The following is a 15,376-nucleotide window of genomic DNA, read 5'->3' on the forward strand; positions in this document are numbered from 1 at the left end:
ATTCGGTTTTTAAATTAAGTGGGCCGAGGCCTTTTTTTCTGCTGCCTGTCATTTGTTCTGGCAGCTCCACTTCAAGTTTTCGAGGGTTTTTCGTTGGCAGTCAGCAATCTGGAGATGCATGCGTTGTTTGTTCTTGGTGATTTGCGGGCGCGGTTGGTCAAACTGTTCCAGTCCCGCTTTGTGTACATCACCGAGCAAAACGCAGAAGGTATTTACATCGCTGAAATCGATACGCAAGCAGCGTTGGTGGTAGATGACAAGCCAGGTCTGGGACTCAAGGTTGGCGATCACTTTCGCGCTGCAGTCTTGCCCAGCCGTGAAGGTGGCAAGTTCGAAATAAAATTTCGCGACATCAAGATGACGGTCTATGGCATCGGCGACTACGCCTATGTCAGCTCACCGTTGGGCGAAGGCATCATATTCAAGGAAGGTCAGACCGTGATGCTGATCTTCGCCGCCCAGGAGCAGCTCAAGGAAGGCCTGAGCAAAACCCTGAAGGCTGTCACCGCCAAGGCCGCCAAGTGGCCCAAGGGTGAGTTGACGTTCAAGGCCAGCAAAGAGTGACAGTTGGCCTCTGTATCCCTGTAGCAGTTACCGTGGGAACGAGGCTACGTCCGGCGGCGAAGCCGTCGTAAACCCTGTGAACCGAATTTAACTGGCACACCGCAGTGCCTGTTTTGGGGCTGCTGCGCAGCCCAACGCAGCCTCGTTCCGACGGCAGTTGCCACAGGGGGCATTCCCCCCGTCCCTCAAACAGCCTAACCCTTATGGACGATGTTCAAGGGGCAGGGGCGTTTGATTATCGCGATCACCTAAACGAGTGTGCGAGGGACCGCGAGCATGGGCATGCAGCGCTTTGTAAACAACTGCGCCGATCTGTTAATGGCCCGGCGCAAAGTATTGCTCGGCTTTTTTCTGCTCGTCACCCTGGCGCTGGGCTACAGCGCCACCCAGGTACGGCTCGACCCCGGATTTAACAAACAAATTCCGGTGCGTCATGCCTACATGCTCAACTTTCTGGACTTCAGCCGAATATTCACCGGCGCCAATCGCCTGCTGGTCAGCGTCCACTGGAAAGGCCAGGGCGACCTCTACAACCCTGAGTTCCTCCAGACCCTGCAACAGGTCACCGATGATGTTTTTTTCATCTCCGGAGTCAGTCGACCCAGTGTGACCTCGCTGTTTACACCCAATGTGCGCTACATCGAAATCACTGAGGACGGCTATGTCGGTGATCTGGTGGTGCCACCGCAATACGCCGCCACCCCCGAAGACTTGCAGCAGGTGCGCAGTAATGCCGCTCGTTCAGGACAGGTCGGCCGCCTGCTGGCCAACGACTTGAAATCAGCCATGGTGCGTGCCGACTTGCAGGACGTTGACCCCAAAACCGGGCAGCCTGTGAGCTATGTGCAGATCGCCCAGCGCCTGGAAGACATCCGCGCGAAATACAGCAGCGCCGATATCGAAATCAATATCGTCGGCTTTGCCAAGTTGGTCGGCGATGTGGTCGAAGGTTTGAATACGGTGATGGGTTTTTTCGCCATCGCATTTCTGATTACCGGTGCGCTCTTGTGGGTCTATTCGCGCTCGTTGCGCCTGACTCTTGTGGCACTGTTTGTCGCCTTGCTGCCAGTGATCTGGCTGCTCGGCCTGTTGCCATTACTGGGCCTGGGGATCGATCCGATGTCGATTCTGGTGCCCTTTCTGATTTTCTCCATCGGCGTGTCCCATGCCGTGCAAATGACCAACGCCTGGAAGCAGGAAGTGCTGGCCGGCAGTGATTCGGTCACTGCGGCCAAGGCGGCGTTCAGCAAGATATTTATCCCCGGCGCCCTGGCGTTGCTGATGAACGCACTGGGTTTCGGGGTGATCATGCTGATCGATATTCCCATCGTTCATGAGCTGGGTGTTACAGCTTGCATCGGCGTGATGCTGATGATCATCACCAACAAAATCATGCTGCCGCTGATCATCGCTCACCTGCGACTTGAGCCGCGCTTGATGACGGCACAGGCCACGTTGTCGGGCCAGCGCCATCCGCTGTGGTGGCGTCTGTCCGCATTGGCCACGCCCGGCCCGGCCCTTTGGGTGTTCGCCCTGAGTCTGGTGCTCTTGGCGGTGGGGGCGATCAAGGCCCGAGACCTCGCGATCGGTGATATTGGCTCCGGTGCGCCGGAGCTGCGAGCTGACTCGCGCTACAACCAGGATAACCAGAAGATCATCAGCAATTACTCCATCGGACTTGATGTGTTGTCGGTGTTCCTGACCATTCGCGACCGCAGTGAAGCCTGTCTGGACCCGGCAGTCATGCGGGCAGTGGAAACCTTCGACTTCAAGATGCGAGAAGTGCCGGGTGTGCAATCGGTGCAAAGCGTGGCGGGCATGAGCAAGCAGGTGATTGCCGGCAACAACGAAGGCAATCCGCGCTGGGCGGCGATTCCGGGATCGGCCCAGGGCTTGCAGCAGGGCGCCTATGCCTATTCGCCGGACTCGGGGCTGGTGACTGATGGCTGCCAACAGATGCAGATCCTGGTGTTTTTGACCGACCACGAAGGCGCCACCGTGGCCCATGTACTGGAGGAGGCCAAGCGCATCATCGCCGGGATTGAGGTGCCGGGTGTGGCGTTCAAACTGGCGGGGGGCAATATCGGGGTCATGGCCGCGTCCAACGAAGCGGTCAAGCATGCCGAGGTGGTCATGCTCGCGGCGTTGTTCTTCTCGGTGGCGTTGTTTTGCCTGCTGACCTTTCGCTCGGTGCGTGCGGTGTTGTGCATCCTGGTGCCGCTGGCGATCGTTGCAGTGCTGTGCAATGCACTGATGGCGATGCTGGGCATTGGCCTTAAGGTTGCCACGCTGCCGGTGATGGCACTGGGCGTGGGGGTAGGGGTGGATTACGGGATCTATTTGTACGAGCGCATCGAACATGAAATGGCCGAAGGCCAGGACTTGCGCGAAGCCTTCTATCGCGCCATGTGCCAGCGTGGCACAGCGGCGGTTTTTACCGCACTCACCATGTCGCTGGGGGTATGTACTTGGGTATTTGCACCCCTCAAGTTTCAGGCCGATATGGGCCTGCTGCTGGCCTTCATGTTTATGGTCAACGTGTTGGGCGCCATCTTCCTGCTTCCGGCGCTGGCCGCGTGGTTCAACTTGGGCAAACCGCTGGTGGCTGACAGATCCCCTGTAACAGCGGCCGAAGACTGCATACGGCCGCGGAGCGGTCGTAAATCCCTTGATGCAACTGTTCAGACAGATTGAGTGGCCCCTATCAAGACCGCTTCGTGCTCCAACACAGCCTTCGGCAGCGGCTACGAGGTTTGCATTCATACAATAAGAAGGAGAATACCCCTCATGCGACGTATCACACAGGTGGGCGGCTGGCTGTCAGTCGCACTGGTTTTACACGGTTATAGCGGGCTGACGTTGGCCCAGGCTCCGGCCGATCAGATCGCCCGGCTGGGCAAGGATCTGACCTGCGTCGGCGCAGAGCGGGAGGGCAATGCCGAAGGCACCATCCCGGCGTTTGGTGGCCAATGGCTGGGCGCGGCGCCCGGGATGAAATTCGAGGGCACGGGCAAGCATCCTGTCGATCCGTATCCCAGCGAAAAGCCGCTCTTTGTGATAACTGCGCAAAACATGAGTCAGTACGATGCGCATCTGTCGCAAGGGCAGAAAGCGCTGTTCAAGCTCTATCCGCAGAGCTTTCGCATGCCAATTTACCCCTCGCACCGCGACTTTCGTTTTTCTGACACGGTGTGCAAAGCCACCCTTGAAAATGCATCGGTCGCCAAGCTGGTCGATGACGGCGAAGGCGTGGTCGCCCGCACCGGTGGTGTCGCGTTCCCCATCCCGCAAAACGGCATTGAACTGCTGAAAAATGCTTCGCTGTTTACCGTGCGGGCATGGACCGAGGAATACACCTCGGACAACGCCTATGTGCTCAAGGACGGCAACATCAACTGGGGCCGCGTGCATTCGCGCAACATGGCACCGGGCCTGGAGCCCGGCAAAATTGGAGATACCACCGGCAACTCGTCGTTCTACCTCAACGAGACCTTGCTGCCCCAGCGAGACAAGGGCGAAATCAACACCGGGACCGAGTACTGGAACGACAAGACCGAGCCGCGCCAGAGCTGGCGCTACGACCCCGGCACGCGTCGCGTTCGTCAGTCCCCGGGTTACGGTTTTGACATGGCGTTCCCGGGTTCCGGTGGCTCTATCACGGTTGACGAAGTTCGCATCTTCAACGGCTCTGCCCAACGTTACAACTGGAACATCGTTGGCAAAAAAGAGCTGTATATCCCGTACAACACGGCACGTTTGCACGACAGCAACCTCAAGTACGCCGACCTGTTGACCCCGGGTCATATCAACCCCGACACCATGCGGTATGAGCTGCACCGCGTCTGGGTCCTCGAAGGCGTACTCAAACCAGGCAACCGCCACCTGTATGGCAAGCGCACGATGTATATCGACGAGGACAGCTGGTTCCCGATCATGGGCGACAACTACGACAACCGTGGCGAGCTGTGGCGCACCTCGATGGTCAACTATTTCTACGCCCCGGAAACCCAGACCTGGCAGGCGGGCGTTGGCCTGTATCACGACTTGAACGCGGGTAGCTACCTGGCCTTCAACCTGATCAACGAACAACGCAACGGCTATGTGCTGAACAAAGGCGGTTTTGCTCCGGGCGATTTCGGCCCTGAAGCGGCACGCCGGGCCGGCAAGTAAACCTGTAACGCCCTGACTCCATCCAGCTGTCTGCCACAGGCCTTGCCTGTGCGCAGGCGGCTGGGCGGGGCAAAAAAACAATAAGAAGGAGCAAGGCATGTTTAAGCAATACACGCGTTTTGTAGGGACCGGTTTATTGTCAGGGTTAAGTGGCCTGGCGCTGGCTGCGCCTACCATTGAGCTGGGCGAAAACACTACGCTCGACTCGTCGCTGACCGTGAACTACACGGCATCGATGCGTACTGAAAAGCCGGATCACGAATACCTCAACAACATCAACTACGACGATGCCACGCGTAACTTCAAGCGCGGTTCATTGATCAACAACCGGGTGAGCGTGTTTGGCGAGTTGATGCTCAAGCATGAGAATCTCGGCGCCGTGGTACGTGGCAGTCACTTTTATGACGAGGTCTACCATCAGCGCAACGACAACGATTCGCCGGACACGGTAAACAAGACCGGGCGCTACAACGACTTCAGCCGGGACACGCGCAAACTCAGCGGCAGCAAGGCGCGACTGCTGGACGCCTACGTGTACGGTGACTTCACGGTCAATGACGACCAGTATTTATCCCTCAAGGCCGGACGGCACCTGGTGGCCTGGGGTGAAAGCCTGTTCTGGCCCAACATCAGCCAAGGGCAAGCGCCAGTGGACTCGACCAAGTTCAACGTGCCGGGCACAGAAGCCAAGGACGCCTACTTGCCGGTCGGACAAGTCTCGGGTTCGTGGTCGGTGAACGAGGATCTGGCCTTGCTCGGCTTTTATCAATACAAGTGGGAAGAAACCCAGCTTAATCCAGTGGGCGACTACTTTGGCAGCGACACCTTTGGTCCAGGGGCCGAGTTCTTTCGTTTGGCCCCGGGTGTCGTCAACAACTTGCCCGACGCGACAGCGGTGGGTTATGGCGGCTCCGTCAAACCGGGCAACAGCGGCGAGTGGGGTTTGGGTACCCGATATCGATTGACGCAAAACACCGAAATCGGACTGTTTCATTACCGCTATCACGACCGTGTTCCAGCGCTGTTTTTCGACTTTACCGGGCAGACGCACTACTCCTCGCTGGGCAAGGCAGGTGGCAACGGCAATGGCCCGAGTTACCAGCTGGGATACTTTGACAACATCAAACTCACGGGCATGAGCTTCACCACAAAAGCCGGGGACTCGGTGCAATTTGCCGGAGACCTGAGCTATCGCGATGGTGCCGCGGTGTACTTGAGCAATGGAGCCCCGGCCCGCGGTCAGGTGTGGCAAGGCAACCTGAACGCGGTGTACATGATTGGCCCGACGTTCATGGCGCAACAGACCACGTTGATGACCGAGGTGGTGCACCAGAGGATTCAGGGTGTGGATGACCTGACCATTACCGGTGGCGGGGCGGGTACAGATGGCACCTTCAACAAATTCGTTTACGACGGTCAGACCCGTGGCTCAAGCCTGCTGGGGATCGGTGCGTATTTCGATCATCCCAACGTGTTTAACGGCTGGGACTTGACGACCAAGGCCACTTGGACCCAGAACATTGACGGCAGCGCTTACTCAGGATTGGGGCGTGCCGAAAAGCGCCTGACAGTGGGCGGTGACTTTAAATACCTGGGTAACTTCCAGCTGGGGCTGACTTATGTGGCGTACCTGAGTTCTGCCGATATTGCCCAGGGGCGGACCATGGCTGACAGGGACTACTTGTCGTTCAACGGCAAGTACACGTTCTGATAGGTGGGAGCGGGCTTGCTCGCGATGGCGTCAATGGCATCGCGAGCAAGCCCGGACCTCAGGATTTACCGCGGTTCTCTTGGCATCCCCAAGGCTCGTTCGGCAATGATGTTGCGCTGGATTTCGTTACTGCCACCGTAGAGGGTGTCTGCGCGAGTAAACAGGAACAGCGCCTGTAAACGGGTCAGTTCGTAAGGGGCTCCTGCCAGCAACTCTGCTTCCGGCCCCAACACATCCATCGCCAATTTACCCAGTTCCACATGCCAGGTAGACCAGGCCAGTTTGTAGATCGTTGCTTCAGGTCGCAGGCTGCCATCCTGTACTCCGGACAGCATGCGTAACGAGTTGTAGCGCAACACCCGCAAGCCGCTCCAGGCCTGGGCGATGCGTTGACGCATGACCGGGTCCTGGGCCGCGCCATTGGTTTTGGCGATACGCACCACTTCGTCCAGTTCATTTTGAAACTGCATCTGTTGACCCAGGGTCGATACCCCCCGCTCAAATCCAAGCAGCGCCATGGCTATTTTCCAGCCATCTCCAGGCTGTCCGATCATGTTGTGTGCAGAAGTGCGGGCCTGATCAAAAAAGACTTCGTTGAACTCGCAGGTGCCGGTCAGTTGCTGAATCGGCTGAACCCGAATGCCAGGCTGATCCATCTTGACCAGCAAAAAAGACAGCCCACGATGGCCCACGCTGCCAGGTTCCGTGCGTGCCAGTACAAAGCACCAATCCGACTCGTGGGCCAGTGAAGTCCAGACCTTTTGCCCGCTGATCAACCATTGCTCGCCAGCTTCGTCGAAGTTGGCGCGGGTCTTGATATTGGCCAGGTCGGAACCTGCGCCGGGCTCGGAATAGCCCTGACACCAGAAATCCTGGCCGGACAGTATCGGCGGCAAAAAGCGCTGTTGCTGTTCGGGGGTGCCGAAGGCTGCAATCGTCGGCCCGACCAAACCCTCGCCTATATGGCCCATGCGCCCCGGACCGCCTGCACGTGCATACTCTTCAAAAAAAATGACCTGCTGGTTGATGCTCAGTCCACGGCCACCCTGTTCGATGGCCCAGCCGGCCCCCACCCATTTGCCTTGCGCCAGTACCTGCTCCCAGCGTTTACGCAACTCGGGGGCAAAGTCTTCATCCCCCGGGCCACCTCGAAAACGCAGAACGGCAAACTCGCCAGTCAGGTGCTTTTGCATCCATTGGGCCACCTGTTGCCGGAACTGCTCATCTGCTGCGCTAAAGCCGATATTCATGTGCGCTCTCCGAAGATCTGTTTAGCCAATTGCTCACGATGAAATGCCGGGGTGCCTAGCATCTGCTCACTGGCCCGCGCTCGCTTGAAGTACAAGTGCGGGTCGTATTCCCAAGTGAATCCCACACCGCCATGCAATTGGATGGATTCGGCTGCGCACTGGAAAAAGCCTTCACTGGCGAAAATTTTGGCAGTGGCGGCGGCCTCTCCCAATTGTTGTCGGGTACTGGGATCGCCATCAATGTTCAGGCATTGATCGGCAATGCAGGCGGCGTAATAACTGGCGGAGCGTGAGCACTCGATGGCGAGCATCAGGTCTGCGCAGCGATGCTTGATGGCCTGGAAGCTGGCAATACGTCGACCAAACTGTTCGCGCTCGCCTATGTACTTCAACGTGATGTCCAGTGACTGTTGAGCACCGCCGGTCTGTTCGCCTGCCAGCCCGATACAGGCGATGTGCAGCACATCGCGCAGCATCGGCCAGCCTTGCCCCGGCTCGCTGAGCAAGTGCTCGTCGTTAACGGCAACGTTATTCAGGGTGATGGTGGCCAGACGACGGGTCTGATCCAGTGTCGCCTGCGGCTGGCGAAGAAGGCCGGGTGTATCAGCAGGCAAGGCGAACAAGCGGATGCCAGCTTCGCCGATGCTGCCCGGAGTGCGAGCGGCAATGATCAACAGATCACAGTCGGCGCCGTCGATGACATAGCGATACTCGCCGTTGAGTCGATAGCCACCTTCATGGCTTTGTGCATACACCTGCACGCCGCTGTCGTCCCAGCGTGGTGCGCTGGTATAAGCGACGCTGGCGCTAATCTCTCCAGCGGCGATCAATGGCAACCAGCGTTCCTTGAGCGACTCATTGCTGCTGAGTAACAGGGCGGGGGTGGCCAGGCAGCATGTGGCAAAGAAAGGGGTTGGCAGCAGGCAGCGTCCCAATTGTTCCTGTAACAGGCAGACTTCGACAAAGCCCAGCCCGAGCCCGCCATAGGCTTCGGGGATCGCCAGTGCGGGCCAATACAGCTCCTTGGCTATCTGCCTCCATGTTTGGGTGTCATATCCGCGCTCACTGCTCATTGCCGTGCGCACGGCGCTGGAGCTGGCAACCTGGGTCAAAAAGCGCTCGGCGGACGCTTGAATCATTCGCTGCTCGTCGGTCAGGGCAAGCTCCATGTGGGCCTCGTCTAAGTCATACGGATCAAGGCGCCAGCATGAAAGCGCGCAACGCGGGTGCAATCCCTGAGCCGGACTAGTCCATATGGGTGCCCCGCGTGGGCCTTATCATATAAGTGGAGTGGAGCGCGTCAGACGTCGGAGTCCCAAACTACGGTGATATCGCCTGAGTACTTGCCTTGCTCAGACAGCATTTCACTGACGTATTGCTTTTGGATTTCGAAGTGCAGCATGGAGGGCTTTTGATCCACATAATGGGTGGACTGAAATACCTGTTCTGTCGCAGTACTCAACTTCTCACGGGAAACTGCAGAGCCATCGTCATTGCCGATACCGTTTGGCATGCTGACCCTCACATCCACCGGTACTGCATGGTCGTTGCTGTTATTGCTGATCGCACAGGCGTCACCTATCACCCGCTCACAGGCCAATTGCATCTTGAAGCGTGAACTGGCGGATATCAGGAAGGTTTGGTCTTGGTACAGCTTCTCGGGTGTGCGGCCCTTTTGCAGCCAGTGTTGCCAGCCGCCTGTTGGCAGTAATTCAACTTTTCCCCCGCCGGGAGGAATGTCAACTTTCAGGGTGTGTTGAACATTCAAGGTGAAATTCAACGACAGGGTTGGGTCAGCCGGAATCATCACGTCACCCATGTCAAAGTCCTGGCCCGGACCCACTGTATAAATAAAGTTGCCCACATAATCACCGGATGACATGCCCAGCGGGTTGGGTGTTTCTATTTCGTAAGCGAAGTCCAGATAGCTGTATTTCATCCAGGGGATATTGAACCTGGCCTGTTTCTGGCAAGGAGCCTGTACGGGGGTTTTCCAGAAGAAATTATAAAAGTTATAACCATAATAGCCGACACCGCTGTATGAACAGTTAGCCGGTGCATACACCCAACCCGTGCCCCATAGCAGGTAATGGGCTGCGATATCTGTGACACCACCACCGACAAGGTCGATAACCGAGGGAGTAACGTACGTTGAACCAAATCCCTTGATTCTAATGCGTACGGTTTCCTGCTCAAGGGTCTGGCTATGGCTGACTGTGAAGTCTCGCCATTGTGTGGGCAAGCTGAATGATGCGCCTTGGCGCGGATCAGCATGATTGGCTGTGATGGGTGCAATTGAGTTAAATACGATTGGCGCACGCAAACTGAACATAGCACTGGATTTGCATTCGTTAGGGTAATCCTTGCAGTAACCACTGTTAGGCGTCTTGTTTTCAAACTTGTTGAAAAAGGGCTTTGAAGAGTCGGGTTTAAATTCTGCCCGTACGCCCATCTCGAAACCCTGCGCCGTGTTGAGGTGAGCGAGTGTCATGAACAAGGCAGTGGTCATCCGGATGCGGGCCTTGGATGACCATGACTGAATGCAGGTGTTGGAAGGGATCAATTTGCTGTTCATATAAATGCCATCGTTCGCGTGTGTTTACGACGTACGTGCACAAAATGCCCGGACATGACCTGGCCAATCAGAACGGCGGGCGTTGTTCCTGTTGGTTATCAATGCATTGGAAAAGACGCATCGAAAACAAGTTGCACGCTGCCGAAATATTCTCCCGCGCTGAATCCTGCATCAGGCGTAATGGCCTCGATCAGCAAGGGAACTCTGGAACCGATATTGGCTTCGGTATCGGGTACGACTACGGTATTTGTCAGCAAGAGCGGTTGGTTGTTGAAGATCACGTTTAGTGCGATCAGGTCCCGGCCGTTTGATAACACGGGCTCATGACCCAGACGCGCTGAAACGGCACCGCTGGTGCTGCGCACATCGAATAATGTGCGCAAGGGCTCTAGAGTGCCGTTGACAAGATTCCAGTCCATTTGTTGTTCACGCTCAACAAACCCTGGATCTACGGGCAGTACATAGAAGTCATGGGTCGGAATGCTAACGCTGACCTCGAACGTGTGTTCTTCACGCGCTGCATACCCTGTCTGCACCCAGAGTGCCAAACTTGCCGCCACAGCCAGATGTGAAATGTTGCAGCCAGGGAAGTGCATCAGCCTTTAACCTCGATGGTTTTTTGTTTATCGGCTTCGATCAGCACAAAGCGGTAATGGCGACCCGCTTCTTTGGTGAAGCGGAACGTGCGGCCCGGCAAGATGTGGTTTTTGGTGATGGGTCTACAGTCCATTGAGTCCCGGGATGAGCAATCCTTGAATTCGTCGACTACCACGACGGTGTTGCCTTTGTTGCTCACTGAGTACTGGTCCTTGGTGTCGTCGATACGGGTATCGATGCGTGATACCTGGGGTCGCACAAAAAATACGGTGCCATAGCCCGCCAGCACATTGACCCCGGCGGACAACGTCTTTTTGTACTCATCGCTTTGATCCTGGTTCAAAGCAAACTCGTCTTCTTTTTCGGGTACTACCGGAATAAAACGGACGCGAAAATAGCGTTCGTTGTCCCGGTTGCCCATGAACAGCAAACGCGAGCCTTGGGTACCTTTTGCCGGCACAATCAAGCGCGCCGGACTGGCCATTAAGCCGTCGCGTACACTGGAATCCTTGGTTTTGAGCGGTACTTCCTCGGAGGTACCATCCGCCTTGTAAATAATCTCGGTGATTTTGATTCGTACAAATGCGGTACTGCTGCCACCATTGAATACACGCTTCAAATAGGTGCTTTTATCAGCCTCCATGTAGTCATAGACAGTGCCGACATTAATATTGGGGCCTGCAATAACTCCGAATGAAACCAGGCAGCAACCAATGAGTGAAAAAAGGCGTTTCATTGTTAAATCTCTCTATTGAATATAAAAGTCATACATCTGTGCTGTGGCATTGTTAGCCGGCTGTTTGTGGGGTGTTCTTTGACTCTGCCAAGGTATCGGGATGGCAACGCAAATCACCAATCTGCAAAACGTCTTGCTCTCTTTTTGTATGCTTGGTGTCAATCCGGAACTGGCACAGCAACTGTTCACCCTTGCGCACTTCAAGCGTCGGAGTGCGAGCATTCATCTCCATCGAGAAGAATCCATCGACTTCCGTGATACCCCGACTGGCGTGGTTGATGATGTGATGGCCCTTGAGCGGTCTGCCCTGGGAGTCAATCAAGCGGCCAAGTACGGTCACGGTTTGCACCACATTGATGGTGCGATAGTCCACGCCGCCCTTGTTCAGGTGGTAACTGCTGCGAGCTGGCTGAATGGTTGCGGCCGGGACGTCGGTCCCTTCGAAATCGAAACTGACTGAGCTGTTTTTGTAAGCCGTGAGCGGGATGAAGTTGCGCCCCGGGCGCAGTATTGTGCTGCTCCCGCTTAAGTCATCGGCACGCAGGCTGATGCCTTCGATATCCGATTGCACATCCACAATCATGCCCGCGCCCCGACCGCTGTACTCACTGGCCATGACTGACTTGCCGCCACCGATTGCGAGGGTGTTGTCCAGGTTCAGGCCTCCGGTGAATTTGCCGTTATACGAGGAGCGCTGTACAAAACCGTCGGCATTGAGCGTGCTGGTCTGGATGTTCCCTCGCGCCGACATCCCTACACCGTAAGTGTCCGCGGTCACTGTTGCTGCAACGCTTTGCAGCAGGTGGTTTTGCAGGGTTTTGCTGTAGGTCAGCGAGGCGTTGTTGTCCCGGTCGCCATCTCGGGAGGTGCGCGATCCAAGGCTGGCAGACCATTTTTCGCCCGGGCCTCCAAGAGCGAGGCTGACGCTCAGGTCGACACCGCGATTGCGCTTGGCCCCGCTGCTTAGGCTGCCGGGCCGATCAAATACCGACAAGCGCCAGTTGCCGTCACTGCCGAACAAATGAGTCGATTGGGCCCAGCCCAGGTCTATCCCGTAGCCCTTGGTGTAGCCGTCAGCATAGGAGAGACGGGCGCTGAGGCTATTTTTGGGGCTGAAGCGATGATTCATCGAGATCGACGAGTTACTGGTCTGTCCAACATAGACCTGGCGTTTGCGCAGGCGCGTTCCGTCAGCCAGCGTGTCGTAGGTGTTACGGGTGTCCAGCCAGCTTCGGGTATGGTTGAACACCAGGCTGCCGCTACCGTAGCTGTAGAGTGCATTCAGGTCGGCGCCGGTGCCATGGTTTTGGGTTTGAGAGACGTTGGCGTAAAGGCTGGCATTGCTGGCAAAGGTCCAGTCGATGGACGTTCCCAACTGCATGTTGCCTTTGACCTGACGCCCGGACAAACCGAGGATCACACGCGGGTGCAACAAGTAGTTAAGCGAGGCTCCGCCGGTCATGTCACCACTGGACTGGTCTTCCCAGTTGCTTAATAGTTTGGCTTCTCGGCCGGCAAACACGTTGTAGCGCCAGCGCTGATCGTGGTTGCGCCAGTTGTTGGGTTTGTAGACCAACTCCGAAGTGGTACTGGTTGTCTGGCCATCTTCAATAAGGCGCACTTGCACTTCGTAAATACCGCCCGGCAAGGTGCGGGTATCGATGCTCTGCAAGCCAGCCTGTACGGGTTGCGTGTTAACGAGCAGGCCGTTGCGGTAAACCTCTACGGAGCCCTGGCGGTTGGCTGTGACGTAGATAGGATAGATGCTGGGTTTAGGCAGCTCGACGGCGAGGCTGTCGGAGCTGCCATACATAAACCCCAGAGTGGTGTCGGGGCTGGCGCCGAAAGTGCGGACCTGACGGCTCAGGCCTTCGGAACTGGGGGTGAAATAGCCGAGGCGAAAAAAACTGCCTTCTAACTCACGTTGCGTATAGGCCTCATGCAGCGCGTGATACAGCGTGTTGTTGTCCGGACCGCCTATACGGGACAGTTGCAGATTCAGCCCCTGCGTCCAATTGCCCAGGCTGCTGCTCGCTTCCAGGCCGAATCGTCCGCTTGGGGTTTCTTCTTGGCCACCATTAATATTGAGTTGATTGCGAACAATCAGGCCGCGGCTGCCATTTGCGGGCAGTTCGTAGTACTGGCTTTGTTGATGGTCACGTTCTGCGTTTTCGGTCAGCAGTGAAACCAGTGAGTTTTCGAGGTTGTAGTGTATGGCCAGGAGTTGATTGGGGCACTGACTCGAACAACTGCCCAGGCTAACCCCCTGTTTGAGGTAGTCAGACCATGTATCGCGCTCTGCAACTGTAAGGTTGCTGGCGTCGTAATTGGTAAATTCAATCAGGGTCAGTCGATCGTCACGGGAAAGCACGATCATTGCTTCGCCCACCAACTGTCCGTCGCGCTCAACCTGCACCGCCAGAGGAACATCGAAAAAGTGCTCTTCAAAGTCTGCTGGCAGGCCCTTGGCCTGGGCCAATAAACTGCGGGGCGTTGTGCCGTTGGTTACAGGCGCTGCCAAGGCCGTTGTACTAACCAGCAGGGCAAGTGCCGTCGCGATGGGGGTCATCGGGAACATAGTCGAAATACTCGATAGCAGCCAGTAAAAGCACAAGGAACGTGCGGTCATCTGGGGTCGACCGAACGTTCCTTGTCGGGTTGAATCAATTACGGGTCTGGATCAAAGAGTTTTGGGCACGTTGTCGAATATAACGGTGACAGACGCGGTGTAATCACCCGATGCGCCAGAGGGGGCTGCACCTGCACTGATCACCAAGTCGGCCTGGGTTCCTGCAGTGGTAGCGGTGCCATCGGCGACTACTAATAGTGCGTTGGCAGTCAGGGTTACGCCGTTGAAGGTGGTTACGAGTGGAATGTTTTGAAGGGTATTACCATTGAACAGATTGGGTGGGCCGCCATCGACGTAGGCGTGGATCGAGCCCGTGGTGTTTTTGACGTTGAACGTCTGGCGCAGGGAGCTCAAGCTGCCTTTTACCGGGTCGTAGCTCATGGTTTCGTCTTTACCGAACTCAGGGTTGACCGGCATGGCGTGGAATTCCTGGGTTGGAATCGACGCCTTGATCTTGATAACACTGCTGGCATCGTTTGCTGCCCATGCACTTGAAGAACCGATGGCCAATGCGATGAGTGAGGTTGCGATAGTTTGTTTAAACATGTTTATTACCTGTTTTGAAGTTTTAGGGCGGTGAAGGCCAACCCTTAAGTTCGCGCTGAAACTTTGCAGTTGCATTCGGTGGTCCATTGAGGCTCGGCCGCCAACAAGTTTTTACTTGTTTAGATTGAGGTGTCGAGTTTTCAATGCGGGGGGATTGTTGCTCAAGAGTGAGATCTTTAATGTAGTAAGTTGCGTTTCGTTCTGTAGTTTTCGGCTTCCAGATTTGAAGGTTTTTTCTTACGCTTTGGCGCTTTTGGTGTTTTTTCACTAAGATAGCTGTCAGTTATCGAAATATTTTTTTGTAGTTAAAACAACTAATTAGGCCGCTAGGGTGCCTACTGCCTCATTCGTCGCCAAGCACAGCAGAAAATCCGCTTTTGCCTGACGTGTAGGCTGTATCTCTATGTTTCGTGTGAGTGATATCTTTGTTCGGTAAGTCAAGTATGAGTTGGCGGGGGCGGGGGTTGTATCTGTATTGAATTTGTGGGTTGTGTTTTGGGGTGGGTTTGAAGTTGTATCTTTTTGAAGTTGCAGGCGCGCCTATTCTAATCAATGCGTTAAGTAGCTTGAGTTGAAAATTAAGTTATGGTTTAAGTTC

General features: G+C 55.9%; 11 protein-coding genes. 4 read left to right on the forward strand and 7 right to left on the reverse strand.

From position 1 onward, the window contains the following. The first annotated feature begins 93 nt into the window (after positions 1-93). The 4 genes from TU76_RS15160 to TU76_RS15175 all read left to right on the forward strand — a co-directional run bounded on the left by TU76_RS15160 (position 94) and on the right by TU76_RS15175 (position 6,445). Positions 94-564, forward strand: coding sequence for a hypothetical protein (locus TU76_RS15160; protein ID WP_048352076.1), 471 nt, complete (start codon positions 94-96; stop codon positions 562-564). A 282-nt stretch (positions 565-846) separates the two neighbouring features. Then, positions 847-3,258 (forward strand): efflux RND transporter permease subunit, encoded by a 2,412-nt coding sequence (locus tag TU76_RS15165; protein WP_048352077.1) that lies wholly within the window; start codon positions 847-849, stop codon positions 3,256-3,258. Positions 3,259-3,351: 93 nt separating this feature from the next. Then, the gene (locus TU76_RS15170) at positions 3,352-4,734 is read left to right on the forward strand and encodes a DUF1329 domain-containing protein (protein ID WP_048351986.1); all 1,383 of its coding nucleotides are present in this window, start codon (positions 3,352-3,354) and stop codon (positions 4,732-4,734) included. A gap of 97 nt (positions 4,735-4,831) precedes the next feature. Then, positions 4,832-6,445, forward strand: coding sequence for a DUF1302 domain-containing protein (locus TU76_RS15175; protein WP_019828968.1), 1,614 nt, complete (start codon positions 4,832-4,834; stop codon positions 6,443-6,445). A gap of 65 nt (positions 6,446-6,510) precedes the next feature. Here the strand turns inward: TU76_RS15175 and TU76_RS15180 are convergent, their stop codons facing one another. From TU76_RS15180 to TU76_RS15210, 7 genes are all read right to left on the reverse strand, one after another. Continuing rightward, entirely contained in the window at positions 6,511-7,695 is a 1,185-nt protein-coding gene (locus TU76_RS15180; protein WP_019828970.1) for an acyl-CoA dehydrogenase family protein, read from the reverse strand. After that, positions 7,692-8,864: an acyl-CoA dehydrogenase family protein gene (locus tag TU76_RS15185; RefSeq protein WP_048351987.1), complete on the reverse strand. Its 1,173-nt coding sequence runs from the start codon at positions 8,862-8,864 to the stop codon at positions 7,692-7,694. The genes TU76_RS15180 and TU76_RS15185 overlap by 4 nt, the downstream gene beginning before the upstream one ends. 131 nt (positions 8,865-8,995) lie before the next feature. Beyond that, positions 8,996-10,270, reverse strand: coding sequence for a hypothetical protein (locus TU76_RS15190; protein WP_082136544.1), 1,275 nt, complete (start codon positions 10,268-10,270; stop codon positions 8,996-8,998). 98 nt (positions 10,271-10,368) lie between these two features. Continuing rightward, entirely contained in the window at positions 10,369-10,866 is a 498-nt protein-coding gene (locus TU76_RS15195; protein WP_048351988.1) for a CS1 type fimbrial major subunit, read from the reverse strand. Further along, complete coding sequence (locus TU76_RS15200; protein WP_019828977.1) at positions 10,866-11,603, reverse strand: hypothetical protein; 738 nt, start codon at positions 11,601-11,603, stop codon at positions 10,866-10,868. The genes TU76_RS15195 and TU76_RS15200 overlap by 1 nt, the downstream gene beginning before the upstream one ends. A gap of 52 nt (positions 11,604-11,655) precedes the next feature. Next, positions 11,656-14,181, reverse strand: coding sequence for a TcfC E-set like domain-containing protein (locus TU76_RS15205; RefSeq protein ID WP_048352079.1), 2,526 nt, complete (start codon positions 14,179-14,181; stop codon positions 11,656-11,658). Between the two features lie 102 nt (positions 14,182-14,283). After that, entirely contained in the window at positions 14,284-14,778 is a 495-nt protein-coding gene (locus TU76_RS15210; RefSeq protein ID WP_048351989.1) for a CS1 type fimbrial major subunit, read from the reverse strand. Positions 14,779-15,376 lie beyond the last annotated feature (598 nt).

It is taken from the genome of Pseudomonas psychrophila (assembly GCF_001043005.1).
Classification (GTDB): domain Bacteria; phylum Pseudomonadota; class Gammaproteobacteria; order Pseudomonadales; family Pseudomonadaceae; genus Aquipseudomonas; species Aquipseudomonas psychrophila.

What these genes read in the sequence shown, in the direction of transcription:
- TU76_RS15165 (WP_048352077.1), top strand. Translation starts at nt 847, where the DNA reads ATGCAGCGCTTTGTAAACAACTGCGCCGATCTGTTAATGGCCCGGCGC.
- TU76_RS15170 (WP_048351986.1), top strand. Translation starts at nt 3,352, where the DNA reads ATGCGACGTATCACACAGGTGGGCGGCTGGCTGTCAGTCGCACTGGTT.
- TU76_RS15175 (WP_019828968.1), top strand. Translation starts at nt 4,832, where the DNA reads ATGTTTAAGCAATACACGCGTTTTGTAGGGACCGGTTTATTGTCAGGG.
- TU76_RS15180 (WP_019828970.1), bottom strand. Translation starts at nt 7,695, where the DNA reads ATGAATATCGGCTTTAGCGCAGCAGATGAGCAGTTCCGGCAACAGGTG.
- TU76_RS15185 (WP_048351987.1), bottom strand. Translation starts at nt 8,864, where the DNA reads ATGGAGCTTGCCCTGACCGACGAGCAGCGAATGATTCAAGCGTCCGCC.
- TU76_RS15190 (WP_082136544.1), bottom strand. Translation starts at nt 10,270, where the DNA reads ATGAACAGCAAATTGATCCCTTCCAACACCTGCATTCAGTCATGGTCA.
- TU76_RS15195 (WP_048351988.1), bottom strand. Translation starts at nt 10,866, where the DNA reads ATGCACTTCCCTGGCTGCAACATTTCACATCTGGCTGTGGCGGCAAGT.
- TU76_RS15200 (WP_019828977.1), bottom strand. Translation starts at nt 11,603, where the DNA reads ATGAAACGCCTTTTTTCACTCATTGGTTGCTGCCTGGTTTCATTCGGA.
- TU76_RS15205 (WP_048352079.1), bottom strand. Translation starts at nt 14,181, where the DNA reads ATGTTCCCGATGACCCCCATCGCGACGGCACTTGCCCTGCTGGTTAGT.
- TU76_RS15210 (WP_048351989.1), bottom strand. Translation starts at nt 14,778, where the DNA reads ATGTTTAAACAAACTATCGCAACCTCACTCATCGCATTGGCCATCGGT.